This is a genomic window from Metabacillus sp. GQ13 (assembly GCF_059758525.1).
In genome coordinates, this window is the sequence record NZ_JCAXET010000018.1 from 51,392 (window position 1) to 75,721 (window position 24,330).

The following is a 24,330-nucleotide window of genomic DNA, read 5'->3' on the forward strand; positions in this document are numbered from 1 at the left end:
CTCCATTATGATGAACCGTATCATAAGTCGTATCAGCGAAGAAAGAAGATATCGACAAGATTAGAGGCCTTGGACTTGGAGCGGAGGATTATGTCATTAAGCCCTTTAGTCCAAGTGAGCTTGTTGCAAGGGTTAAGGCACATTTAGCTCGTTCTGACCGACTAAGTGGAAATAAGCAAGGAAGGTAAACAGGAAATACGTATAAGAGGATTAACTATAGAAGAGACATCACACAGAGTTTATGTAAATAATAACGAAGTGAATCTAACTGCAAAAGAGTTCGAGTTGCTAACCTTTCTTGCAAAACATCCTAATCGTGTTTTTAGTAAAGAGGAGCTATTTGAGTTGATATGGGGACTGGACTTAGCGGGGGATAACACAACTGTAACTGTCCATATCAGAAAGATTCGAGGGAAAATTGAAATGGAACCTGCCAATCCGCAATTTATTGAAAGGTGTGGGGCGCCGGGTACCGATTTTCTGTCTAAATATAAAACTCATTTCATGATGGGAGTCAAAGGGTGTAAATGAAAATTTTTTTTTCTTATTCATAACCGCATTGTTTTTGATTGGATGTCAAAACTCTGAAGTGTCAGAAGACAGTACATCGGAAGGGAAATTGGAACAAATGAATGAACAATTTTTTCAAGCAGTTGAAAAAGGTCAGGCCATTGAAATTGAAAATCTTCTTAACGAAGGAATAGACATAAATGTAGTTGATGATAAGGGAAGAACAGCAGCGATGATTGCTACTTACGCCAATCATCAGGAAATAGTCAGAGTTTTAATTAATAGAGGAGCAGACATAGATATTCAAGATGATATGGAAAATAACCCTTTCCTTTATGCAGGAGCAGAAGGTTATTTGGAAATATTGAAGCTCACGATTCAGGCTGAGGCTAATCCAAAACTATTAAATAGATATGGTGGTACAGCACTAATTCCAGCTTCTGAACATGGATATGTTGAGGTTGTAAAAGAGCTTCTTGAGAATACCGATATCGATGTGAATCATGTTAACAATCTTGGCTGGACAGCATTAATGGAAGCAATTGTTCTAAGTGACGGAGGAAAAAATCAACAGGAAACAATCAAATTATTAATTGAGTATGGAGCAAATGTGAATATCCCGGATTCAAAAGGTGTCACTCCCCTTCAACATGCAAAATCTAGAGGATTTACTGAAATAATTGAAATACTTCATAGTGTGGGAGCGAAATAAGGTGAGTTAGGGTTGAGAGGCTTTGTGGATTTTCACCAGCTGCAAGTAAAAGAATATTTAAGGATTTAAGAGAGCAGAAAAATGTAGTTTTAGAAGGTCAATCTAAATCCAGCAATAATAAATAAAAAAAGTGAGCTGAGAAGTTGAGTTCAACAAACCATAAAAACCCTCATTTAGATGTGTTACGGTGAACCGTATCATAGCTGCGGCCATCTTCGCAAAAAAAGGCCTAGCAAGGGGCAGGCCAAACCAATGGAGAAACTGCGGAAACTACTTCTTCGTACAGTCTGTGGAGCAAGGTGATCGCTATAGTGAAGTCAACGTGGACAAGCCTTCAACTCGGAACTATCTCCATGTTTTCGGCTATTCCTTCTCCAATAAAGGGTGTTAAGTCAGTTCTTGGTCATTTAAGAGAGTTTCGCCTTGGGCTGTTTGAACACTTCGTCCTGCCAAAGTTGATACAGATAGATGATAATCGCAAAACCGACCATCATAGCAATAATAGCTATTGTAGACGTAGTCGATTCACTCGAAACAAGCCCCAACCGTTGCCATACCGGGTAAACGATGTACATATATAACCCGTCCAAAACTATATTGACAGTTAAATACATCCAAAATTTACCAAATGTAAAGCGGAATATCCAGATAACTATAACTAAATATGCTCCATACACCCAAGGAACCGGGACGACTTTATCCCACCCGAATAGACTGGAACCGGTCTCTTTCCACCATCCGTAATGGTAAGCCGCTTGATATGCCAAGGTATGAATAACGGTCATAAATAGAGCGACCGGCATGTACCTGCGTACAGTATCCATTTTCAAAAAAAATAAGGACGCCCAAGGCAATATCAAGAGTGACCAGAGAATAAACTGTTTCATGTCATTAATACCCCACATAGTTTTATGTATAGTGTTACACTCGGTTCATATATTTATTCGATTTATCCAATAAAAGTAACTGAAACACCGACTTGGTTTAGCAGAATAACATTCCAATTGGGAATAATGTTTGCGGTTGGCTACGATCAAGAGGGTTTTATCTCATTCTTTATATACCATTTAAGCTTGGTGCTTTCTTTTTAAATGCTGATATATACTTACCTTATGGTCAAGTAGAAATTTGTGCTTACATACATTACGGTGAACGTATCATAAGTAAATGAGGTTAGGAATGGTAAATTTATCCGGTGGTAGTCTATAAAGTATTATATTTTTTAAACGTAGACAATTGAGATAACAGGAAAACAAAGATTCCATTTTCCTGTTATCTCTAAGAGGAAAGTCGTAGTCGAACCAAAAATCCCCCTAAAAAATTCCCTGTACAAAGAACGTAAATTATCATGCCCTAGTTGAAATCATTTACCATGGCTCTTAATCAAGATTCTCTTTAGGTTTTTCTTTATGCTTTCTGTTTTTAACCTCAGTAAAAATGTTATCTGACACAATTGCTTGAGTTGTTGATGTTCCATTCGGAGGATTAGATTGATTTGATTCAATCAGCAATTTCAGCATCTGAATATCCTCTTTAGTTGCGTATTGTTTATCAGAATTTAACATATATCCTAACTGACCGTTCGATTCTATTGTAGCCCATTGTAAATCAGTAAAATGCTGGATGTTTTGTTGTCTCATTCTTACTTCAAGCATATCAACTGTTAACCGTAGCTTTTTCAAATTGCCTTCATTAACTTGGCCGTTTTCGACTACTATTAGTGATTTTCCATAAATAAAAGTCTCAAGAGTATTCGATTTCAAAACGATATACTCAATAAAGAGAAGCGTACTCACCATTAGAAATGTAATCACCATTGTAATCCAAATGTTCCTGTCGCCAACAGGTTGAATAATCAATGAACCAACAGCTATCATCATGACAGTCTGAGCAACCGTAAGCTGTGAAATTGATTTTCTTCCAGCTAACCGCAAAATAAGGATTCCTCCAACGACGACTACAATAGCTTTCCATATGAAGTGTAAATCCAAAAACATCCCCTCTTTTCAAACAATATATCAATGCTGCTTTGCGGTTGACCCTTTCTATTTATTAAATAGGCTGTCTTCTAAAAGATTATTGTCTTTTAATGTTTTTAATCCCACTGTCTATAGCAACAAAGTTTACAGATAGAGCCCTAAATAAAATCCCTAAATAAAATATTTGATATCAATTGCACTGTTTTTATTGTGGATTATATCTTTTACTTTATTCTCTATTCTTCAAAAGTTAACCATACTTGATCTCAAGTAGAAGTGGAATAAATCGAGACATATACAAGGTGATGGTGAAAAAGTAATATACCGTTTTGCAAGTAAATATTCTGTAGTGAAGTGTCTTTATATAACTAGAACCATAATAGTACCCTTTTTTTTACGTCTAATTATCTAAAGGTTTTTCTTTTTTTTCACATTTTCAATAGTTTCTGCGTGGGAGATATTATATAACCTGCTCTTAGGTTCATATATTTTTTGAGAAGGCCATAGTCCATGATGTCCTGAAAATAGATAGCTGACTAAACAAGCAACAAAAAAGTACTCTAACCCTTTCCCATCAAACATTTCCATTGCCAACAGGAAAGCTGCTATAGGGGTATTAGCACCTCCACAAAAAGCAGCGATTAATCCTAATGCAGCAAGAAATGACATAGGTAAATCAATGAACGTGTGTAAGGAATTACCTAATGTTGCCCCGATGAAAAATAGAGGGATGGCCTCCCCGCCAACAAATCCGCTTCCGAGAGTTACTGCTGTAAATACCAGCTTGGCCAGGAAAGCAAAGGGGGGGACTTCTTCTTTAAAAGATTGTTCCAACATCTCTAATCCCCGGCCATTATAGTCTTGTGAACCAACAATCAATGTTAATACTATAATGATGATTCCTCCAAAAAAAGCTCTCTTCATATGGTTTTTTTTGAAAAGTTTCTCAGAGAAATTTTGTATCCCGTGTCTCAACTGACAGTATAAAACACTGATCAGGCTGAAAATAATAGACATAAGAATAACTTTTAGAAATGTAATAATAGATATTTCTGGTATGTGCTGTATAATAAATGCTTCGTGTGTATGTCCCCAAGCTGCTGTAGTTATATAGTGACCAACAAAGCTAGCTACAAGACAAGGAACAAGTGCTTCAAATTTCAGCTTTCCTAAAGCTGCCATTTCCATGCCAAAAACAGCACCAGTTATAGGTGCTCCAAAAGCAGCCCCAAAACCAGCACTTATACCGCTCATAATTAAAATATTCTTGTCGAATCTGTTTACCTTAAAAAATTTGTTGACCGCAGCAGCTACACTTCCTCCCATTTGGACAGCTGCACCTTCTCTTCCCGTTGAACCACCAAAAAGGACTGTGATAAAAGTCCCGAAATAGACGATAGGTCCCATTCTCCGCGGAATCTCTTTTTTTCCATGAACAGAGTCTATCACGAGATTATTTAATTTAGCAGTGTCATTCAAAGTATTATTCAAAAATACCTTTCCGTAGTTCATATATATGTATCCTATGATAATTCCTCCAAAGGGAAGAAGGAAGATAAGCCAGTCTCTTTTTGCTCGTATATCATCTCCTAGATAATCATTCGTCTCTAAAAGAAAATATGTTGTCGAACCGACAACTATACCAATTATGCTTCCAAAGAAAATCCATTGACAAAGAATTGAAAAAAAGTTTTTATACTTTAACTGCATTTACCAAATCACCTCATTTCTAACGTTTTAGGAATAACGATTCTATTTTTCCCCACTGTATTAAAATTATTAAAATAAAGTATTGAACAACTCATTATGAAAGGAAGAAAAGAACAAATCCATAAATTCAGTTTAATAAAGGTGGTTTTACACACTAATCTAAAAAACCTCATTTAGATTTATGACGGAGAACCGTATCATAAGTAAATGAGGTTTTTGGAATAGAAATAGCACCAACTCTAAAATAATTTAGAATGGTGCTATTTTTGACTATCCATTTAAAACTAGCTCTTTAAGTTTTAACTAAATTTGAGAGTCTAGCTAGTGAATTCCCACTTCTTGCCAAGGCGAAACCTGTTAACATAATCTTTTTGAGTAATAAAAAACTACTTTAATCTAAATCCAACAAGGACAAGTCCAGTTACCTTATAAAGTATTCTATAAATTTAAGCTAATCATGAATCTGACTTTGTACAGTCAAGGTCACATTTGTATGTTCTCTTACGTTCGTTTTTCTTGTTAAAGAAAAGACTGCGCATAGTAAGGAGATGATGATAAGGATGCCGCCGAACCAAGATGCATTGGAAACAGTTCCGGTTTGACTTAACACGATACCACCAAATGCTGATCCAAGAGAAATACCTATTTGTAACGCTGAATTATTAAAGCTTTGCTGAATATCAGATGTAGCAGGATCTGTTTGAATCAAGTAGCTTTGTTGTGGTGGAGCTAGACTCCAACTTAGTGCTCCCCACACCATCATAATCGGTATGAATACAATAAGTGAAAAAGTAGTTAATGGTAATATAAATAACACAACTGCAAATAAAATGATTACGACAATGATACTTTTATGAGCTCCAATCGAATCTGAAAGAATTCCTCCGAATGCTCCGCCACTTACCGCTGCAATCCCAAATAATAGATAACAAATACTGATCCAATTGGAATTTAGATGAAGTTCTGTTTCTAAAAATGGAGTGAAGTACGCATAAAGCGTATAATGTCCTGCTAGCATAAACATGGTTGCAAGATGTGCACTACCTAATTTTAAGCTACTCACTGCCTTTAATTGTTGTGAAAGTGGAATCGTGTTTTCCCCAGGAAAACGATCCAAAAAGATTGAAATAAGCACAAAAGAACCTATAGATAAAATAGCAATCCCGAGGAAAATAATGCGCCAGCCAAATTTATCGGAAATCAGAATTCCCAGTGGTACGCCCATGACAAGTGACGAACTAATGCCCATATAAATGAGACCCAGAGCCTTTGCTCGGTGTGCTGGTGAAACAACTTTTGTAGCTATGGTTAAGGATAGTACAACGATAAGTGCTGTACTCATTGCGGTTAAAACCCTTGCAATCATCATAAAGGTAAAATCCGGACTGAAATAGGTCATTATATTACCGATGAAGAAAATAGACAGGGATATGAGATATAACCTTTTTCGCTCCATTTTGCTAGTTATGACTAGTAACATAGGACCGGAAACGGCATAAATAAGTGCGAAAACCGTGATTAGTTGTCCAGCGGAGCTTAATGAGATGTTTAAATCGTTTGCGATAGTTGGAAGTATTCCACCAATGATTAATTCAACCAGTCCAACTGCTATAGTTGATAATGCTAGTATAAAAACTTTTAAATTCATATTCTGCTTACGTCCTTTCTAATGAAAAAATAATAAAGATACTTTTCGAAAATAAAAAAATCCTGATTACAAAAAATGAATAATTCATTTTCTGTAATCAGGATTTTAAGGTTCCTGGTAGAGACCCTCAAGCCATATTCTGAGGTTATACAGGTAATATTAAGTTATAATTGAGCACTTTGAACAGTTTACTAGCTATCATCTCATTTTTCAAGTGGTAAATTAATAGTTTTCCAGCAAATGCTTGTTAAGCAAATTAGTAATTTATTGTATAGTTCCATTTTTATTCCAAATTCCTTTTAGGAAATACCAGAAGGCAAGTAGAAATTTAGTAATGATAGGATGTCTTGGGCCATGTAACAAGTGTTTTTTGACTAAATGGATGATGTAGATGCGTATATGGATGAGCCAATCTTAATTTGTTCATATGTATTTCATTGAGTTCCCAATCACATCCGACCATTTCTTCTTTTGCCCTTCATTTAGCCTTCTTTTTGGATCCCTCATTTTGGTAAGTTAAAGCCCTCTGTGAAGCAATTAATTGAGTCGTTATCAGCTTTTCAGGCATTTCCAAGGAAAAGGCATGTGGCAATGAACTAGCCTATGCTGACATTTTTGCAAAATGAAGCATGACGTTGGATTTTTTCATCGGCGGTCTTGCCATTAACATCGTCACTTCGTCGAGCCCATCGAATACCCTATAGTGCACATAGTAAGATGTGTTGATCGTGTGGTGCCACTAGATCGTTGACAATACTTGTTGTAAGGACATGTGGTCGTCCATCTTCGTTTGGTTAATTTTATCCAGTTCGCCAATGACCTTAGCAATCTCCCAATCATTCATGGCAGCAACAGTTAAAATATTTCCCTTTTCCCATTCCTTCCAAAGATCAAGGATAAGCTTCTCTATTCCTTCAAATTTCTCAAGATCCGCATACGATAACAGCTCAAAAAGATAGGACATCCCTTGAGTAGATACTCCACCTTAATCAAGCTGCCTAAGAACGCTTTTTCAGCAATACTCCTCACTCTTCACCTGTTGTTAAATCGAGTTCAAAGCTACTAGGAATCACTCTTCCAGCAGGTAATGAATCGGTAGATTGCTTATGCTTGAAAACTGTTTGGTTTTCCTGGTAAGAATCAATTTCTGCAACGGTAAGTAAAGATTCATTTTCCCAGTTTTTAAGAATCCCAATGACATAGTTTAGTTTCCGCTTATTATTCGCACAGGCAATAGTTAAGGCTTTTAATACCACATCTTTAGGCTGTAAAGAGCTAGAATCATCTAACCAAGATAACAGCTGCTCTTTAGCATTCACATTCGAAAAGCCAAATCCATTGTTGTCCCAAAACTCAACGATTTCTTTAGCATCTTTCGTTTTTTGTGTTTGTGATTGTTGCTCGATATCTGGATGATTTTCTACATATGGGTTAAAAGCTTTTTCTTTTTGTTGTTGTTTTTCTTTTTCCTTTTCTTTTTCTTTTTCTTTTTGTCCACGTATCGTATCATGACGCATGGAGGTATCGTCCAATTCATCACTTTCGGTATCTGGATACGTATACCCTTCATCTTGGTCGCTATCTTCCTTCTCAAGATCTTGTTTACAAAAAGAATCATATAAGCGACGAATTTCCTCTTTAAGAATCGTTTCCGCAACATATGAAATAAACGAATGATCCTCGACTTCTTTTAACTCAGACATGATACAATCCATGACCGGTTTCCCGCCTTTATGGAGGTTATCTTTCCCCCAGTTTTTGATGGCGATTTCTCTTGTTTCAGGATTGTAACGAATTAATTTGTGATGCTTGATAAATCGATCCATTAACGAAATAACACTTTCAATTGAATACCCCAAATCAAAAGCCATTTGTTTTTTCGTTATTCGATAGATTCCAATTTGAGTCGTATTTGGATTTGTAAGTAGGTAGAGGTAAAAATAACGATCCTCCGGGGTCATCTCCTCTAAAACAATCGGATTCTTCCAAAACTCAGTGCGCACCATTCGATATTTTGCCATTTTAGCCACTTCCCTTTCTTCTATGAAAATTCGTTTCAAAGAATATATAGAGGTAACTGAGGAAAGAGTAGCGTATATTTTACAAAAAATAGCGATTGTTTTCTAACAGAATAACTCAGCAATACCAATCACTTCATAAATCAATAAATGATATACCCACCAATCTAGATAAGCCTAACGCATTAGCTCAATTATTTTGATCCTCGTTTAACTGTTTCAAAAGGCTAGGTATACCAATGAACTAATATACAGGTAAACTATTGATTTACCAGAGGCTCCAGAGTATGAACTGATTTAATACCCGACTTTTCATGGATGATATTGAGGTCAAATTCAATAGTAACCGTTTGAAATGACATGGTGGGCAGTACCATAAGGAAGTACATAGTTGTTTTTAAAGGAAACATCAAAGAATAATACCATTTCTATGATTCTTCCTTCATTAGCTGAAATACCTGTATGAACAGTAATTTGATTACTAATTGTAAGAAGAACCCCTTTTTGTTGATCAGATGAGATTCTAGGTAAAACTTTACTTTAGAGATTTCAAAGAGAATATTTCTTTAATTGTAGGTTTATTTCATTCATAATTCAGGAATTAAAGATACATATGTAGCGGTATCGAAAGTGGATTTTTTGTACACATATGACTGTTGGATTTGCTAATGAATTACGCATTCAACAATCATAAGGTAATGTGAGATGTTATATAAAGAATAAGTTGAAATGAACCATTTGAAGCATTCATAGCAATTGGAATATATAGTAAAATGTGGAGAGTGACTCAATTCTCATTACATTGGCAGGTTGTTATCTTTAGTCTTACGTCAATTGTGGTGACAAATGAACTATTACCGATTGTAAGAAAAAGGTGCAAAATGAGTTTGTGAAATTTAAAAATGGAGGGATTTATTATGGCAAAGGTTAATGTTGGAAGCGAAAATGGAAATGCAATCGAGCTTCATTATGAGGATGTTGGCTCAGGCAAACCAGTTGTGTTGATTCATGGTTGGCCGCTTAGCGGAAGATCTTGGGAGAAGCAAGTGCCCGCCTTGGTAGAGGATGGTTACCGCGTGATTACATATGATCGCCGCGGGTTCGGACAATCTTCCCAGCCATGGAACGGTTATGACTATGATACGTTTGCAGCGGACCTGCATAAGTTGATTCTTCATTTGGATATTAACGATGTGACACTGGTCGGCTTCTCGATGGGCGGAGGCGAGGTTGCACGTTACATCGGCACTTACGGAACAGAGCGGGTATCGAAAGCAGTACTTGCAGGTGCGGTTCCGCCGTATTTGTACAAATCAGCGGATAACCCGGACGGTGGGCTTGACGATGCGACAATTAAAGGATTTCAAGATGGGGTGAAGGGGGACAGGCTGGCGTTCCTAGATACATTTACAACGACGTTTTTTACTTCCGGGGAAAAAACTGATTTGGTCAGCGAGGAGTTCCGCTTGTATAATCGTGACATTGCGGCTTTTGCATCGCCGAAAGGTACCCTCGATTGCATCTCGGCGTTCAGCTATACGGATTTCCGCGGAGATTTGGCGGAATTCAACGTGCCGACACTCATCCTTCATGGTGATGCCGATGCGATCGTACCGGTCGAAATCAGTGGACAGAAGGCACATGAGAGAATCGCCGGTAGCCAGCTTGTAGTAATTGAAGGCGGCCCTCATGGATTTAATGCCACGCATGCTAAGGAATTCAATGAGGCTTTGCTGCGATTTTTGAAAGCCTGATTTGTATAAGAAACCGTGCTTCTAAGGAGCTCGGTTCAAACCCGAGAAGAGAACAAATTTATGATGATAGAAAATCAGAGAGTGAACGATGAGACAACCGGAGATATGCTGTTGGTAATTCATTCTAGTCTGAAAAAACAAGTTTGGATATTAAACGCATACTAGGGCAGGTAATGATTGGATCATAACGAAGACTTGAAAATAGTATTTAACCAAGATTATTCATGACTAGATTCTCTCCCAAAAATAAACGACAAAATGCGCCGCGATTCTGAAATCCTAGCACAATTTTGTGGTTTTCTTTTTAGTTTTCTCTCCTTTTTTGTCACTTTAGGCGTTATTTTGCACATCTAACATTAAAACCCAGCTACCTTCACATGAGGAGATTAGCTGGTTTTCTTAATTATTTATAGAACAGGTTTGAATCTCCTAGTAAAAAAGATATCAATATTTATGAAAAAGGCTGCTGTCGGTAATCTTTTTATCCGTCGCGGTAATACATCCAATATTAGTAATAACATAAGCAGTTCCACACTGAATAAAAACTGTTATACAGTTTTATGTTCATACAACAGCTTTAAATAAATTAATTATTGGGTTTTCTGCATTCTCGGAGTAAAGCATGCAACTATTAATCCGACGATAGCAAATACTAACATAACTAAATATGCGTCATTAGTACTCAAAATGGAAGATAATTGATGGATTTTTTCTTGTGCAACTTGCTGTGTTGCAAGAGTCGTGGCATGGATAGTTGCTTGAATTGAATAAATTGTCATGACAACGGCAGTGCCAATAGCACCTGCAAGTTGGCGAACCGTATTATTAAGAGCAGATCCATGTGAACCTAACTCTCTTGGAAGTGCATTTAAGCCAGCTGTATTTAATGGCATCGTAATAAAACTTAAGCCTATTCGTAAAATAATTGTACGAATCATGAGATATACAAAGGTTGTAGAAGAGGTTAAATTTAGTACGCCCCATATAGAAATAATAATAAATACTAGTCCAGTTATAAATAAAGGTTTAGCCCCATATTTATCAAACATTTTCCCTGTAACTGGCGAAAGGAAGGCATTAATGACTGCTCCAGGTAATAGTAGCAATCCTGCTTCTAATGCTGTAAAGCCTCGACCATTTTGCAAGTAAATCGGTAGCAAAATTAAGTCTGCATACATAATCACCGTAATAACAACATTAATAATTGATGTTAATGTAAAGATTTTATACTTGAAAACAGTTAAATTTAACAATGGATCTTTTGACTTGATTTGTCTGATACAGAACAGAGCTGTAATGATAATACCAATAATGGTCGTTGTTAAGACAGTTACGTCATTCCAGCCTTTACTACCTGCACTACTAAAACCAAATAAAATACTGCCAAAGCCTATTGTTGAAAGTAAAATACTGTAGATATCTAATTTTGCTTTTGATGTTTCTACGACATTCATTAAATATTTATTTGCTAACAAAATAACGGCAATTATAAATGGAACTAGTCCGATAAATAGCCAACGCCATGAGAAATATTCAATGAGGAAGCCTGAAAGTGTAGGGGCAATTGCAGGGGCAAATATCATCGCAAATCCTATTTTCCCCATCACAGCTCCGCGTTTTTCAGCAGGATATAAATATAAAATTACCGTCATCATAAGAGGAATGATAATGCCGGCTCCAATCGCTTGAATCATACGCCCCGTTAATAGTAAGCCAAAGTTCATGGCACTCCCACAAATAATTGAACCAACTAACAAAAAGCCCATTGAGCTTATAAACAGCTGTCTAGTTGTAAATCTCTTCATTAAAAATGCAGTAATTGGGACGAGTACCCCATTAACAAGCATAAATCCAGTCGTTAACCATTGGATGGTTGCCGCATCTACTTGAAATACATCCATTAAATGACTAAGTGCAACGTTTAACAATGTTTGATTTAACGTAGATAAAAAACACCCTGTTATTAATATAACCAATAAAATGGTTTTTGCTCTTTCTGATAATTCGTTTTGCATGTGAACTCCTTTATATTGGGACTTGTTTTATCGACAATTTGTCGATAAAGTATATAGTATCAGAAAGTCATCTCTTTTGACCATAAACAATATGTTTCAAATTGTTCAGTAGTCGACAAGAGTGAATTAACTGTCGATGAAATCAGAGATAATGAATATAGGAGAGAACAAATGTCTACATATAAAAAAGAAGATCCAAGGTCGATTCGAACAAAGGAAATGTTTAAGAAGGCAGTCCTAGAATTATTAAGTGAAGGGGAAAAGACTTCTTCATTGACCGTACAAAAAGTTGCGAATGCTGCAAAATTAAATCGCACAACTTTTTATTTGCATTACCAAGACATTCAGGAATTAGTAGGACAACTAACTCAAAAAATTATGGAGGAAATTTCAGTTCAAATTTTGTCTCTTATTGACGCTACAGATTTATCTGAGAAACAACAATTGACGAAGCTATTAGATAACTTATATAGTCACCGTGAATACTTGCTTATTTTATTTGACAATGATGACTTTGAAGAGAAGCTTTTTATATTTGTCCAACAACTTGTAATGAAAAGAAGGGAAAGTAGCGAGAAAATACTCCCAGAAAACTACGTAACAATTGATATTAAAACTGCTTCTTTAGTTGGTGTTATTATGTGGTGGATCCGGAAAGGCTTACACTTCAGTTCGGACTATATAGCAAATCAAATTTATCTATTGTATAAGAGTTAAACTGTAGACAGGAGATTTGAATTTTTATCGGTTAATTAAGATTAGATGTAAATCACATTATGGTTGAAATAGCTGAACTAGTTCAAAGTTGTGTAGGTAAATTGATGGCGACGAGGAAAAGTATTATGGAATTTATTTTGTACTATATTAACTTCATGAGTTACCAAACAGAAGAAGGTAATACAAAAATAGATGTTCGATTAACAAGAAAAAAATAAGACGGCAAAACGAATCTCCCGTCTTATTCTTTGGCTGGAACTTTAATGACCTTCTATGTTAAAGAGCTTCTTTGATAACTTTTTTGTAATAGAGAACGGAGAGTAATCCGAAAATCGAATACAATGAAGTATATATAAGCATGACCGCAATCATCGGTGTCCAAAGCTCGGTACCAAACATGAACCACCCAGATTGGACAGCAAAATAACTATGAAGAAGTCCAATAACCAATGGAATTCCGAAATTAAAAAGTTGTTTTGTTTGGATTCCTTTTAGTAAGTCTCCTTGAGTGAATCCAAGTTTTCTTAATATCGTATAATTGGACTTTTCATCTTCACTTTCATCCATTTGTTTAAAATAAAGAATACAACCTGATGTGATCAGAAAGGTTAATCCTAGGAAACCAACGATAAACATCATTAAACCCATGGCTTGTTTCTGATTGTTGCTCATTTCAAGTCGAGAAAAATTACTAGGATTCTCACTAATAGTCAAGTCTTGAAAAATAGCATTGGCTTCATCAATCTTTGATTTGTCTTTAATATCAATTCCTATATATAGCGAGGATTCTTGCTGTATCTCTTGGTTAATATCGTTCTTCAAGCGCAGAAAAGTCGATTCGTCGACAATGGCAACAGGCAGGCCACCATTTGTGAAATTGTAAGGAATGATGAATTCCTCTTCTAAACCGATATATTTCTGCGAAATGGTTTCCGTTTGACCTTGTAATTCAATTTGTCCAGAAGCTTTGAGGGACATCATTTTTTCCAACATATCATTGTACCCTGTAAAAAGGGTTTCATCCTTCGATAGATCGAGGTCTTTGACCGTTTTGTCACTAACCACTGGAAGGGTCATGACATTTGGATCGAAATTTAAATCTTTAAGATTTGTATCCATTATTTGCTCTGTATTGGCATTTACTTGAATGACATCGATCCTTTTTTCACGATAAGTAATATCCTTCGCCTTTAGTTCTTCTTTAAATTGTTCTGCATCCTTTATGATTGTCATTGAAAAATGAGCAGGTACACTATTTTCAGCACTTTTTTCTGCAGAATAGTATGAAATATAGCTTAAGGATAATAAACCGATCGCAAGTGCAGATACTGTGGTGATAATCGTTAATAATAAGGCATTCGATTTCATTCGAAACATTATCGAAGAGAGAGATAACACCTCATTAATATTCAAATATCCACCTTTCTTTTTTCGAATGATATTCGTGATAAATGTGACAGATCCTTTGTAAAAAAGGTACGTCCCGATGATGACAGAACCAAGAATGAAGATCATCGCCATGAAAAGTTTGTTAATCGTTGTAAAGTCACCATCAAATAACCTCGAAGAAATATAATAACCTGAAAGGATCAATACAATGCCCAGCGCTCCGAAGGTTATTTCGAAAATGCTTATTTTTTTCACTTTGCCTTCTGCCGAAGAAATCACTCTAAATAACGATAAAATCGTTTGCCTTTTAATAAAGACATAATTCATCAACATGATGAGGAGGTAGATTGCACAAAATACAACAAGTGTTTGGATGAATGCTTCAATAGAAAATTGAAGGGTTGTGCTTGCATCAAGAACCATAAATTTAAATAAAACCATCATGATTAATTTCGAACTGGCAAATCCAATAAAGATTCCGATAAGTAAAGAACCGAAATAGAGGATAAAGTTTTCAGCACTCAAGAGGCGGAAGATTCCGCTCTTTGTCATTCCAATTAATTGGAATAAGCCAATTTCTTTACTGCGCCTTTTCATAAAAAGTTTATTCGCATATAAAAGAAAAATTGAGACAATTGCAATGAGTAATATGGATGCTGCTTTAATGGCAGCTGCTCCTTTAACAGATCCTTTTGCCTCATTCAATGAAGGGTCATACTGCAGTGTAACAAATGCAAAGTAAAGAGAAACACTAAAAATTAAGGCAAACACATAGAGATAATAGTTTTTTATATTTTTTTTCAGGTTGCGAAGAATGAGGTGATTAATGTTCATTTTGCACCCCGCCTAATACAGCTTGTGTTTTCATAATATCATTGAAAAAAGCTTGTCTGGACTCTTCCCCTTTATTTAATTGTGTATATATTTGCCCATCTTTTATAAAAATGACCCTACTGCAATAACCGGCCGCGACCGGATCGTGGGTAACCATAATTATGGTTGCTTTTAGTTTCTGGTTTAATTCGCTTAGCTTATTTAATAAATCGGAGGCTGATTTTGAATCGAGTGCACCGGTTGGTTCATCTGCGAAAATGATGCTTGGGTGATGGATAAAGGACCGGGCTGCGGAGGTACGCTGCTTTTGTCCGCCGGATATTTCATTGGGATACTTATCTTTTAATTCATAAATACCAAGTTCTGTGGCTACTTCTTTAAACTTTTGATCAGCTTCTTTTTTGGGCACTTTTGTAATCGATAATGGTAAAAGGATATTTTCCTTCACCGTTAGAGTATCCAATAAATTATACTCTTGAAAAATAAACCCTAAATGGTTCTTACGGAATTCTGCTAACTGTCTTTCTTTCATTCCGGTCATTTCTTTTCCATCGATTTTTATTGTCCCATTGCTAACCTTATCGATAGAGGAGAGTACATTAAGTAATGTTGTTTTCCCGGAACCAGATGCCCCCATAATGCTGACAAATTCCCCTTCTTCCACACTAATATCGATGCCCTTCAACACTTCTTGTTTATTAAATTTATTGCCATAGTTTTTAAAAATTTTGGTTGCTTCTAATATCTTCATTTGACACACTCCTTTAATCGATAATGTTATTATAAAGGAGTAGGGATGTTGTTATCCTTCGATTCACCGAACAAACAAAAAAAGCATGTGACATTTTTGTCACTTGCTTGCAATATGATGAAATTCATTTCTTTTTGGAAAGGTTAAAGTAAAAGTTGTTCCTACTCCAGGTTTTGAAATGACGTGGATATGGATTAATAATGGCTCGGCAGCCTTTTTTGTTAAGTATAACCCCATGCCTGTTGCTGCATTGTCTTGATGTTTCGACGTGGAGGTAAATCCTTTATCAAATATCCGTGGCAGGTCTTTTGTTTCAATACCGCGTCCGAAATCTTTGACCTCTAGATATGTCTGATCATTTTTCTGGGAGGTTTTGATGATAATATCCGATGCTTCACTATACTTTACAGCATTGGTTAATAATTGTCTGATGATAAATGCCAGCCATTTGCCATCACTATAGACTCCTGTGACCTCTAAATCTACATCAAAGCCAATCCCTTTTTGTATACACCACGACTTTATTGCTTTAATCTCCATAAAAATGATCGATTTTAAATCAATCTTTTCAATATATAAATCATTTTCAATAAATAGGATACGCTTTTGATGAAGCTTTTGGTCAAGTAGCAAATAAATTCGTAGCCATTCATGAGTCAATTGTGCTTTCATATGGCCATCGTCTAAGCGCTCAATCATTAAATTCATCGCTGTTAGAGGTGTTTTCACTTCATGAATCCAAGATAATAACTCATCCTTTTCCTGCTCTAAAGTTAGTAGGTTTTGTGATGCTTCTTTTTTTAACAGTTCTGTTTGGTTCGTTATACTTTCTTCGATTATTTTTTCGAAAGGACTTTCGGCAACGGCTAAACTTGTTAAATCGAGATTGGTTTCCCATTCTTCCAGGCTTTTATAAAATTTCGTTTCTTTATGATAGTGGATGATGATAAAGATGGTAAAGATGATAACGGATAAAAAGACGATATAAAGGATGGGTGTTAACGGGATTGCCGAATCAATATAAGCGACAAAGACGATAAGCAAGAGTAGGAAAAGGATGAGAAAAATCCAGCTGCATCTTTCAATTAAAAATTTTTTAATCATAATAAAGTTTCCGTTTCTACAGCCATGTAACCTTGTCCCACTTTTGTTTCAATATAGCGTCCTAATCCAAGCTCATCTAGTCTTTTACGCAAACGATTGACATTGACAGTTAAGGTATTGTCGCTAACAAAGCGCTCATCATCCCATAAGCTTTTGATTAATTCTTCGCGGCTGACGATTTTATTTTTTTGCTCAATTAGCTGTTTTAAGATAAAAATTTCATTCTTTGTCAGCTCAATCGAACCTGTCTCATTGATGACTGTATTATTCTCATAATCCACTGTTGAACCGCTCCATGTTTTAAGTTTGATTAGTTCAGTAGTATTGTAATTATAGACGCGACGAAGGATTGCTTGTATCTTAGCAATGAGAACATCAAAATGAAATGGTTTTTGAATAAAGTCATCCGCACCAAGTTGCATGGACATCACCATATCGGTAGGGTGATCGCGTGATGATAAAAATATAATCGGGATGTTTGAATGCGCTCGAATCATCCGGCACCAATGGAAGCCATCAAATTTAGGCAATTGAATATCAATAATCACTAAATCAGGTTGTATTGCTGTAAACTCCTGCATGACATGACTGAAATCAGTAATCCCGTGCACATCATAAGACCATTGAGATAATCTGTCTTTAATTTCATGAAAGAGAGTTGCATCATCTTCAATCAATAATAGTTTAATTTTGGAGTCACCTCACTTTTACTTTACAACCTATTGTATAGCAACTAATTCCCATTATCTATATGGGAATTAGTTGAACTTCATTTTGTTTTATTATGGTGATTCGTATCATAAGAAGGTAAAGTTTTTGGATAAAATATAAAGCCCAAATGACAAATAGGTTTGTTCATATATATCACAAAAATGGAGAAGTGTGGCAATAATGTGCTAAATCTTCTAAAAAGTCAGAAATTAGGGACCATCCTCATCTACTGAATTAGTACTAAAGTCTTGTTCAAAAAAGTGCAATAGACGTGCTCCTCTTTTAGATGCTAGTATCTAGTATGAAATGGCTGATCATTCAACCGAACGAAATACAATAGTCAAATAAGGATGAAATAACCTAATGTAGCGAACAGCGTGTTAGGAGAGGTAAACTAATTGTTCTTTCTATTTCTTAATTGTAATCGCTTTCAATTTAATACGATGACAATTAAAACGTTTTTGCCTCATTGAAGGACGTAGTTTGTTCGGAAGCAGGATGATTGAATGAAGCCATCCATGATTAATCAAGCAGTTTAGAGGAAGGAGTGTTGATAACATAGGGACCTAGCATTGTAATTTACTAGTGAGTTCATGAATGTTTGATATTCAGGATGTGACTCGTACTAGTAGAAGGTAAGATGTAGAGAAACTATTTAAACGGTGAAAAGTGGGAAAACGATAAATTTCTCCAAGGAGAACTACATCACGAAATACATCATTCCTTGGTATCACAACAGAGGGAGTGTGAATAGATAGTGGGTATACGTAAAAAAACATTTTCTATTATTTTGGCATTAATCCTATTAATCTCAGGTATTTCACCCGCATTAGGTGAAGAAGTAAATAATAACGAAGGCTATGAATCTGTTTATTCCTCTGAATTTAATGATCTTTGGGGATTCACTACATTCGGAGCAACACTGTCAACCAATTCTAAAGATATTGGAGGGAATTTGACTCCAAAGCTACAATTCGACACCATTGATCAATCTGGCGGACGTGTTGCAACAAAAGAATTTGATACAGCTGTAAAAGGGGCACAGATGCTTTTTGAATTTGATTGGTATCCTGGTGATGTAAATGATAAGGGGACACATGTTCAGGAAAATGGTGGAGATGTTAGATTCTATGACAACTCTGGCCAAACTGTCTTTACAATGAATCATACAAATAATGCTCCGCTAAGCTTTTACGCAGGTAGTCAAGCTCCTACTCAAACTAAGTTTACGGATAAAGAAGCTTGGTATCACGTAAAGGTTAATTTTGATCTTCTTAACAACGTGGTTGAGTTAAGTCTTACAGATAAAGAGGGTATAACGGAAGAATATACATCTTCATTAGATGGTGTTACTTTCGACGGCTCTATTGCTGCATTTAAGCTTGTAGGTGTACGTACATCTGGTAACAATTTAACATGGACTACTTATCTAGATAATCTTGAAGTCTATCATGTACCAGTTGCTGACAATACACTTATTCGAGCGGACAAGCTTCCGTATCAGCGAGTGTATGTAGGTGAGGCAACCAAGGACATCGATTCAATTGGTTTACCTAAAAAGGTAACAGTAACCCTTGCTGATAATAGCAAAGCGGAAGTACCTGTTAGCGAGTGGGCTACAGAGGGGAAGAAATGGAACCCTAATGAAGCTGGTGTCTATGAATTTAAGGGAACGATTGGAGAAACACATGAAGTAAACAATGGATTTAACAGGGATGTCACGATGTATGTATATAATCGTCATACTCCAGTTGATAACCCACAACAGGTAGAATGGCTTGACAGAGGAGTCATTGCTCTTAAATCTGAGGACGGTATTTTCACTAGCTGGCGTTTGCTTGCAGATGAATATGATAAAGATGTTACATTCAATGTTTATCGTAATGGGGAGAAATTAAATGATCAGCCATTGGCTGTGACAAACTATATTGATTCAGAAGGTACAACTGAAGACAATTATACGGTAGAGACACTTGTAAATGGAAAGTCTACTGAGAAAAACGATAAAGAAGTAGCACAAAAAGATTATCTGTCTATTCCACTTCAAAAACCAGCAGATGGAACAACTGCTACAGGTGACTACACATATAACTCAAAGGATGCTAGTGTAGGTGATTTAGACGGTGATGGAGAGTACGAAGTAATCATCACCTGGAGTCCATCTAACGCTATGAATGCTCTAGAAGATGTCATCACAGGTCCGACGATTTTTGATGCGTATAAATTAGATGGAACCCTATTATGGCGGATAAATATGGGACCTAACTTAACATCTGGACCTCAGTATCACCAATTTGTGGTAGGTGATATGAATGGAAATGGTAAATCCGAATTCCTTATTAAAACAGCGGATGGAACAACTTCATATGGTGCAACAGATGGTAAATTTGATAGCGATAAGGTTATGAGCGTCATTGGTGACCCAACGGCTGATTGGGTTAATGATGGTGGTCATGTAGTTGATGGGCCAGAATTAATTTCTGTTTTCAATGGTGAAACAGGCGAAGTTATTGATACGATTGATTTTGCATTTCCAGTTGAAAAAGAAGAGGGAGATATGGGTGCATCATGGGGCGATAACTTCTATAACCGTTCAGACCGATTCCTTTCTGGATTAGCTTACTTAGATGGAGTTAAACCAAGTGCAATTTATGGTAGAGGATATTATGAAAGAACTGGTTTTGCGGCATATAGTTTAGAAGATGGCCAACTGATCGAGGAATGGACATTTGATTCGGACGAAGCTGGTAGAGGTGCAAGCTTAGGGAACCATAACCTTGCGATTGGAGACCTAGATAATGATGGATTTGATGAAATCGTGGCGGGTTCATTAACACTTGATCATGACGGAACAATCCTTTATGCAATGGATGGAGAGATGGGGCGTGTTCAAGGATCTCATGGTGATGCTCTTCATGTAGGTGCATTTGATCCTAATCGTGAAGGATTACATGTCTTTGGTGTGCATGAGTCATCAGAGGTTGCATCTTTAGAATATCACGATGGTGCAACAGGTGAAACGTTACAAGCATTCTATGCATACAAGGATGCAGGTCGTGGAGTAGCAGCAAACATTACATCTACACCAGGATATGAATTCTGGGGAACTGGCGGTGGGACTGTCGAAACAGGAGGCGGTGTCTATAATGTCCAGGGTGGTGTTGAAGCTAATGACTTTAGAAATATTGGTCTTCCAGTTAACTTTGTTACTTACTGGGATGGAGATTTATTACATGAATTATTAGATGGTACAACGATTTCTAAGTTTGACGAAACATCAGGCAAAGTTAGTGTGATGGAAAGCTTTGAAGGTGTTGTAAGTAATAATGGCACAAAAGCAAATCCAACCTTACAAGCAGATATTCTTGGGGATTGGCGAGAAGAGGTTATTTACCGTACTGAAGATGATTCAGAACTAAGAATTTTCAGCACCACAATTCCTACAGAGTACAGACTATATACTCTTATGCACGATCCAGTATATAGAATGGCGATTGCTTGGCAAAATACGACATACAATCAACCACCACATATCGGTTTCTATCTAGGTGAGGATATTAGAGAAACTGTAATTGCTGGCGAGTTAGATTCAGAAGCAATCGATTATACACCAAGTGTCAATTCAATGAGGCATTCAGTCAACCTTGAATTGAATAGTCCAAAGCTTTCCGTGTTAGCCAACAAGCTAAATCAGGTGCAGCATAAATTAGATAAAGGAAAACCTGATCAAGCTGTAAAACAGATGAAAGATTTTATAAAACACCTAAATAAAAATAAGGTAGACAAACAATTAAAAACAAATTTAACCTCTGATGCTCAACAGTTAATAGAACTTTGGAATGGTAAAGACTCTAAATAAGAATGTAAAATAAAAAAGGATAGGCAGAACATACTCTGCGTATCCTTTTTTATCTGATTGTAAGGTAATGATTGTTCCTTAATCATTAATGTGGATTTATGTATGATAGTTGGGGGTAGCCCCCCTCCTACTCTTAATAGACAATAACTGGATCGTAGGTACTGAGAGTATCATATACCGACTTCATGACACTAGGAGGCACGTTGACACATCCACCCGATCCTGCGTTAAGATAGGCATTGTCCGCCCAATTTTTTCGCCAACTGGCGTCGTGGAAGCCTTGTCCGCTGTTTGTAAAAGGTGCCCAATAATCTACTTCAATTGAATAATTGGGATTGCCTACCGCACTTCCTTGAAGAGTGTATGGTGTTCTTTTATAAAGGATATACCACACTCCTGGCGATGTATCCTCTTTTGTACTATGTTTGCCGGTTACTACGCTAGTTGTTACGACTAACTTTCCATCCTTGTAAACCCAAATACGCTGTTCTTTAATGGATACTTCAGCATAAGTATCACCAATACCGTTATTTGATATCGTTTCATAGCCATAGCCCTCATTGTTCCAACCATTTCCGTGAATATGTGAAGCAGAAACGGATTTCTCTCCTTTTTCAAAGGCTCCTTGAATGACTGATGTTTCTTTATCTACATTAAGCGCCCAGCCATAACCCTCTCCTTTAACCGAAACCACTGAACCTGAATGGGTTTTAAAGGTGAAATTTTTACCTAATGTGGATTGAGTGTCATTAATTTCTGTTATTTTATTTTTAATAATGCCTGGATCTATCGAAACCTTCAAATCTTTTGAGATTGAGGCATTTTTAATGACTTCGCTGGCTTTTAATGAATACACTTGATCCTGTACCTTATATTCAACGGTATGCTGAAGGAGTTCTTGTAACTTTTTCTCTTCATTTTTTACAATTTGACTATCTTCTTTGATAGGGAGTACGTATACAGGATTCAGACGGATTTCACTAGTATAGCCCTGCCTTTCGTATTCCTTTAATAAACTGGAGATATCATACTGCTTACCATCCATACTTTTTGAGACGATAATTTTCCCTTCTTCAAGAGATGCCTGTGCATCTTTAGGAGCTTTTAAATTCTTATTCATTGAGATAAGCTTTTGCTCTAGTTCAGTTTTCAGTACTTCGCTACGATACTTGTCCTGATTGTTTGGCATGATGGAATAATTCTTTTCCTCAAAAGAAGGGAAAAAAGTCCATTGTTTTTTCAATAATTTTTTGACTTCGGGCAGATCATCTTCTGAAAACTCCATCTGCATATCTTGTCCATCTAAAATTTGTTGTTTTCCAACATAGACTTCATTCTTTAAAACAGATGATTGTAACCTGTTTAGAGCCTTTTCAGCAGTCATGCCACTGACTGTAACACCATTAATCTCAATATTTGTATTAAAATGGGATGCCTGATAATAGCTCATTGTCACCCATATAAGTGCAATCATGATAATTGGCGTGATAAACTTCCAATTCTTAAACCATTTATCTGATTTTTTCCGTGTTTGCTCAGTTTCTTCAATTGATTGTTCGTTAGCGTTTACCATAATTGTCCTCCCTCACATACCTTCGACATTCTTAGACTTTAACCTTTGCCCTTTAGTCAAGTTTTACAACTATTTTACATTTATATTAATCTTTTACTATAATTCTACTAGATAGTATAGCGCAAAATTTGTCGGTATTTGTGGGTTTGTAAAATTATATATAAAATTATTTTTTCTTTAAATAAGTTTCTTCAGGGTCAGTATATACGAGTTTGAATGATGTAGATGCTTAAGTATAGAGGATATAAATAATCTATATTGAAATGTAATGATTACATGACTATGATAAAAAGTTGAAAATCGTCAATTATAGTAGAGGACATTTTAGATGGCAACTAGAGGTTGCACCTTGATGCACCTAGAACTAGCTTTACTTCATGTACACACTTCATTAATACTGAAATTGTAAGGGAAGGCGATGAGAATATGATTTTTAGTGAACGTCTAAAAGGAGAAAGAGAAAAAAAGGGCTGGTCACAAACAGAGCTTTCTGAAAAGATTCATGTTAGTCGGCAGTCCGTTTCCAAATGGGAGACAGGTAAAAACTATCCAAGTATTGAGGTAATCATCGATTTGAGTGATTTATTTGGTATTACGATAGACGAACTATTAAGGAGTGATGAAGAGTTGAAAGAGAAAGTAATTCAAGATAGTAAACAATTGGCCTATCCAAAGTGGAAGGTTTTGTTTGATAGTGTGTTTTTATTAGGTGGATTTTTCTTAGTTACAAAAATAATCATTATCGCTTTAAATTATTTTTTTGGTACAAATATTCTTATTCTAGAAGGTTTACCGAAAGTAGTTACCAATTTTTTACCACTAATTTTAATGGTAGTTGGTGGCATTGGCAGCGATCAATTGAAAAATAAATATAGTTGATTTAAAGTGGAGAAAAATTATCTTAGAATTCACTTCCGTCGAGTAATCTTTGGTTTTTTAAATGTAATAGAGAAAAATGCATTGTCCTTATTAAAATACCTTAACAGGAATTTTTGTTGATACATGAGACCGTAAATACCATATATCTTATTTTGAATAAATATAGC

Annotated in this window: 17 protein-coding genes, 1 pseudogene and 1 riboswitch; of the genes and pseudogenes, 6 read left to right on the plus strand and 12 right to left on the minus strand. The window is 36.1% G+C overall.

Annotated elements, in window-relative coordinates; all coding sequences use genetic code 11:
- Positions 1-26 precede the first annotated feature (26 nt).
- Both AC6CHR_RS20060 and AC6CHR_RS20065 read left to right on the plus strand, forming a co-directional pair.
- A pseudogene (locus AC6CHR_RS20060) lies at positions 27-488 on the plus strand (winged helix-turn-helix domain-containing protein); the annotation flags it as partial.
- Positions 489-550: 62 nt separating this feature from the next.
- Positions 551-1,222, plus strand: a complete 672-nt coding sequence (locus AC6CHR_RS20065; protein WP_498250847.1) for an ankyrin repeat domain-containing protein — start codon at positions 551-553, stop codon at positions 1,220-1,222.
- A 407-nt stretch (positions 1,223-1,629) separates the two neighbouring features.
- Here AC6CHR_RS20065 and AC6CHR_RS20070 read toward each other — a convergent pair whose 3' ends face one another.
- The 6 genes from AC6CHR_RS20070 to AC6CHR_RS20095 all read right to left on the minus strand — a co-directional run bounded on the left by AC6CHR_RS20070 (position 1,630) and on the right by AC6CHR_RS20095 (position 8,580).
- The gene (locus AC6CHR_RS20070; protein ID WP_498250805.1) at positions 1,630-2,109 is read right to left on the minus strand and encodes a hypothetical protein; all 480 of its coding nucleotides are present in this window, start codon (positions 2,107-2,109) and stop codon (positions 1,630-1,632) included.
- Between the two features lie 492 nt (positions 2,110-2,601).
- Positions 2,602-3,213 carry a DUF421 domain-containing protein gene (locus tag AC6CHR_RS20075; protein ID WP_498250806.1) on the minus strand — a complete coding sequence of 204 codons (612 nt, stop codon included), beginning with the start codon at positions 3,211-3,213 and terminating at the stop codon, positions 2,602-2,604.
- A 396-nt stretch (positions 3,214-3,609) separates the two neighbouring features.
- The gene (locus AC6CHR_RS20080; RefSeq protein WP_498250807.1) at positions 3,610-4,911 is read right to left on the minus strand and encodes a chloride channel protein; all 1,302 of its coding nucleotides are present in this window, start codon (positions 4,909-4,911) and stop codon (positions 3,610-3,612) included.
- Between the two features lie 451 nt (positions 4,912-5,362).
- Positions 5,363-6,559: an MFS transporter gene (locus AC6CHR_RS20085; RefSeq protein WP_498250808.1), complete on the minus strand. Its 1,197-nt coding sequence runs from the start codon at positions 6,557-6,559 to the stop codon at positions 5,363-5,365.
- 74 nt (positions 6,560-6,633) lie between these two features.
- Positions 6,634-6,732: riboswitch (purine riboswitch) on the minus strand.
- A 566-nt stretch (positions 6,733-7,298) separates the two neighbouring features.
- On the minus strand, positions 7,299-7,523 hold the full coding sequence (locus AC6CHR_RS20090; protein ID WP_498250810.1) for a hypothetical protein: 225 nt from the start codon (positions 7,521-7,523) through the stop codon (positions 7,299-7,301).
- Positions 7,524-7,584: 61 nt separating this feature from the next.
- Entirely contained in the window at positions 7,585-8,580 is a 996-nt protein-coding gene (locus tag AC6CHR_RS20095; protein ID WP_498250811.1) for a DnaD domain protein, read from the minus strand.
- A 914-nt stretch (positions 8,581-9,494) separates the two neighbouring features.
- On the opposite strand from AC6CHR_RS20095, the gene AC6CHR_RS20100 reads away from it, so the two are divergent.
- Entirely contained in the window at positions 9,495-10,331 is an 837-nt protein-coding gene (locus tag AC6CHR_RS20100; RefSeq protein ID WP_498250812.1) for an alpha/beta fold hydrolase, read from the plus strand.
- Between the two features lie 590 nt (positions 10,332-10,921).
- Here the strand turns inward: AC6CHR_RS20100 and AC6CHR_RS20105 are convergent.
- On the minus strand, positions 10,922-12,346 hold the full coding sequence (locus tag AC6CHR_RS20105) for a DHA2 family efflux MFS transporter permease subunit (RefSeq protein ID WP_498250813.1): 1,425 nt from the start codon (positions 12,344-12,346) through the stop codon (positions 10,922-10,924).
- Positions 12,347-12,517: 171 nt separating this feature from the next.
- On the opposite strand from AC6CHR_RS20105, the gene AC6CHR_RS20110 reads away from it, so the two are divergent.
- Positions 12,518-13,063, plus strand: a complete 546-nt coding sequence (locus AC6CHR_RS20110) for a TetR/AcrR family transcriptional regulator (RefSeq protein WP_498250814.1) — start codon at positions 12,518-12,520, stop codon at positions 13,061-13,063.
- Between the two features lie 276 nt (positions 13,064-13,339).
- On the opposite strand, the gene AC6CHR_RS20115 is transcribed toward AC6CHR_RS20110, so the two are convergent.
- The 4 genes from AC6CHR_RS20115 to AC6CHR_RS20130 form a co-directional block, all read right to left on the minus strand.
- Positions 13,340-15,286, minus strand: a complete 1,947-nt coding sequence (locus AC6CHR_RS20115; protein WP_498250815.1) for an ABC transporter permease — start codon at positions 15,284-15,286, stop codon at positions 13,340-13,342.
- Entirely contained in the window at positions 15,276-16,037 is a 762-nt protein-coding gene (locus tag AC6CHR_RS20120; RefSeq protein ID WP_498250817.1) for an ABC transporter ATP-binding protein, read from the minus strand. Before AC6CHR_RS20120 ends, AC6CHR_RS20115 begins: the two co-directional genes overlap by 11 nt.
- A gap of 99 nt (positions 16,038-16,136) precedes the next feature.
- On the minus strand, positions 16,137-17,141 hold the full coding sequence (locus tag AC6CHR_RS20125; RefSeq protein ID WP_498250818.1) for a sensor histidine kinase: 1,005 nt from the start codon (positions 17,139-17,141) through the stop codon (positions 16,137-16,139).
- Positions 17,138-17,830, minus strand: a complete 693-nt coding sequence (locus tag AC6CHR_RS20130; RefSeq protein ID WP_498250848.1) for a response regulator transcription factor — start codon at positions 17,828-17,830, stop codon at positions 17,138-17,140. The genes AC6CHR_RS20125 and AC6CHR_RS20130 overlap by 4 nt, the downstream gene beginning before the upstream one ends.
- Before the next feature lie 779 nt (positions 17,831-18,609).
- On the opposite strand from AC6CHR_RS20130, the gene AC6CHR_RS20135 reads away from it, so the two are divergent.
- On the plus strand, positions 18,610-21,711 hold the full coding sequence (locus AC6CHR_RS20135) for a rhamnogalacturonan lyase family protein (RefSeq protein ID WP_498250819.1): 3,102 nt from the start codon (positions 18,610-18,612) through the stop codon (positions 21,709-21,711).
- 133 nt (positions 21,712-21,844) lie between these two features.
- Here the strand turns inward: AC6CHR_RS20135 and AC6CHR_RS20140 are convergent, their stop codons facing one another.
- Positions 21,845-23,284: a L,D-transpeptidase family protein gene (locus tag AC6CHR_RS20140; RefSeq protein WP_498250820.1), complete on the minus strand. Its 1,440-nt coding sequence runs from the start codon at positions 23,282-23,284 to the stop codon at positions 21,845-21,847.
- A gap of 426 nt (positions 23,285-23,710) precedes the next feature.
- On the opposite strand from AC6CHR_RS20140, the gene AC6CHR_RS20145 reads away from it, so the two are divergent.
- Positions 23,711-24,163 carry a helix-turn-helix domain-containing protein gene (locus tag AC6CHR_RS20145; RefSeq protein WP_498250849.1) on the plus strand — a complete coding sequence of 151 codons (453 nt, stop codon included), beginning with the start codon at positions 23,711-23,713 and terminating at the stop codon, positions 24,161-24,163.
- Positions 24,164-24,330: the final 167 nt, after the last annotated feature.

What these genes read in the sequence shown, in the direction of transcription:
- AC6CHR_RS20070 (WP_498250805.1), bottom strand. Translation starts at nt 2,109, where the DNA reads ATGAAACAGTTTATTCTCTGGTCACTCTTGATATTGCCTTGGGCGTCC.
- AC6CHR_RS20080 (WP_498250807.1), bottom strand. Translation starts at nt 4,911, where the DNA reads ATGCAGTTAAAGTATAAAAACTTTTTTTCAATTCTTTGTCAATGGATT.
- AC6CHR_RS20085 (WP_498250808.1), bottom strand. Translation starts at nt 6,559, where the DNA reads ATGAATTTAAAAGTTTTTATACTAGCATTATCAACTATAGCAGTTGGA.
- AC6CHR_RS20090 (WP_498250810.1), bottom strand. Translation starts at nt 7,523, where the DNA reads ATGTCCTATCTTTTTGAGCTGTTATCGTATGCGGATCTTGAGAAATTT.
- AC6CHR_RS20095 (WP_498250811.1), bottom strand. Translation starts at nt 8,580, where the DNA reads ATGGCAAAATATCGAATGGTGCGCACTGAGTTTTGGAAGAATCCGATT.
- AC6CHR_RS20100 (WP_498250812.1), top strand. Translation starts at nt 9,495, where the DNA reads ATGGCAAAGGTTAATGTTGGAAGCGAAAATGGAAATGCAATCGAGCTT.
- AC6CHR_RS20105 (WP_498250813.1), bottom strand. Translation starts at nt 12,346, where the DNA reads ATGCAAAACGAATTATCAGAAAGAGCAAAAACCATTTTATTGGTTATA.
- AC6CHR_RS20110 (WP_498250814.1), top strand. Translation starts at nt 12,518, where the DNA reads ATGTCTACATATAAAAAAGAAGATCCAAGGTCGATTCGAACAAAGGAA.
- AC6CHR_RS20115 (WP_498250815.1), bottom strand. Translation starts at nt 15,286, where the DNA reads ATGAACATTAATCACCTCATTCTTCGCAACCTGAAAAAAAATATAAAA.
- AC6CHR_RS20120 (WP_498250817.1), bottom strand. Translation starts at nt 16,037, where the DNA reads ATGAAGATATTAGAAGCAACCAAAATTTTTAAAAACTATGGCAATAAA.
- AC6CHR_RS20125 (WP_498250818.1), bottom strand. Translation starts at nt 17,141, where the DNA reads ATGATTAAAAAATTTTTAATTGAAAGATGCAGCTGGATTTTTCTCATC.
- AC6CHR_RS20140 (WP_498250820.1), bottom strand. Translation starts at nt 23,284, where the DNA reads ATGGTAAACGCTAACGAACAATCAATTGAAGAAACTGAGCAAACACGG.
- AC6CHR_RS20145 (WP_498250849.1), top strand. Translation starts at nt 23,711, where the DNA reads ATGATTTTTAGTGAACGTCTAAAAGGAGAAAGAGAAAAAAAGGGCTGG.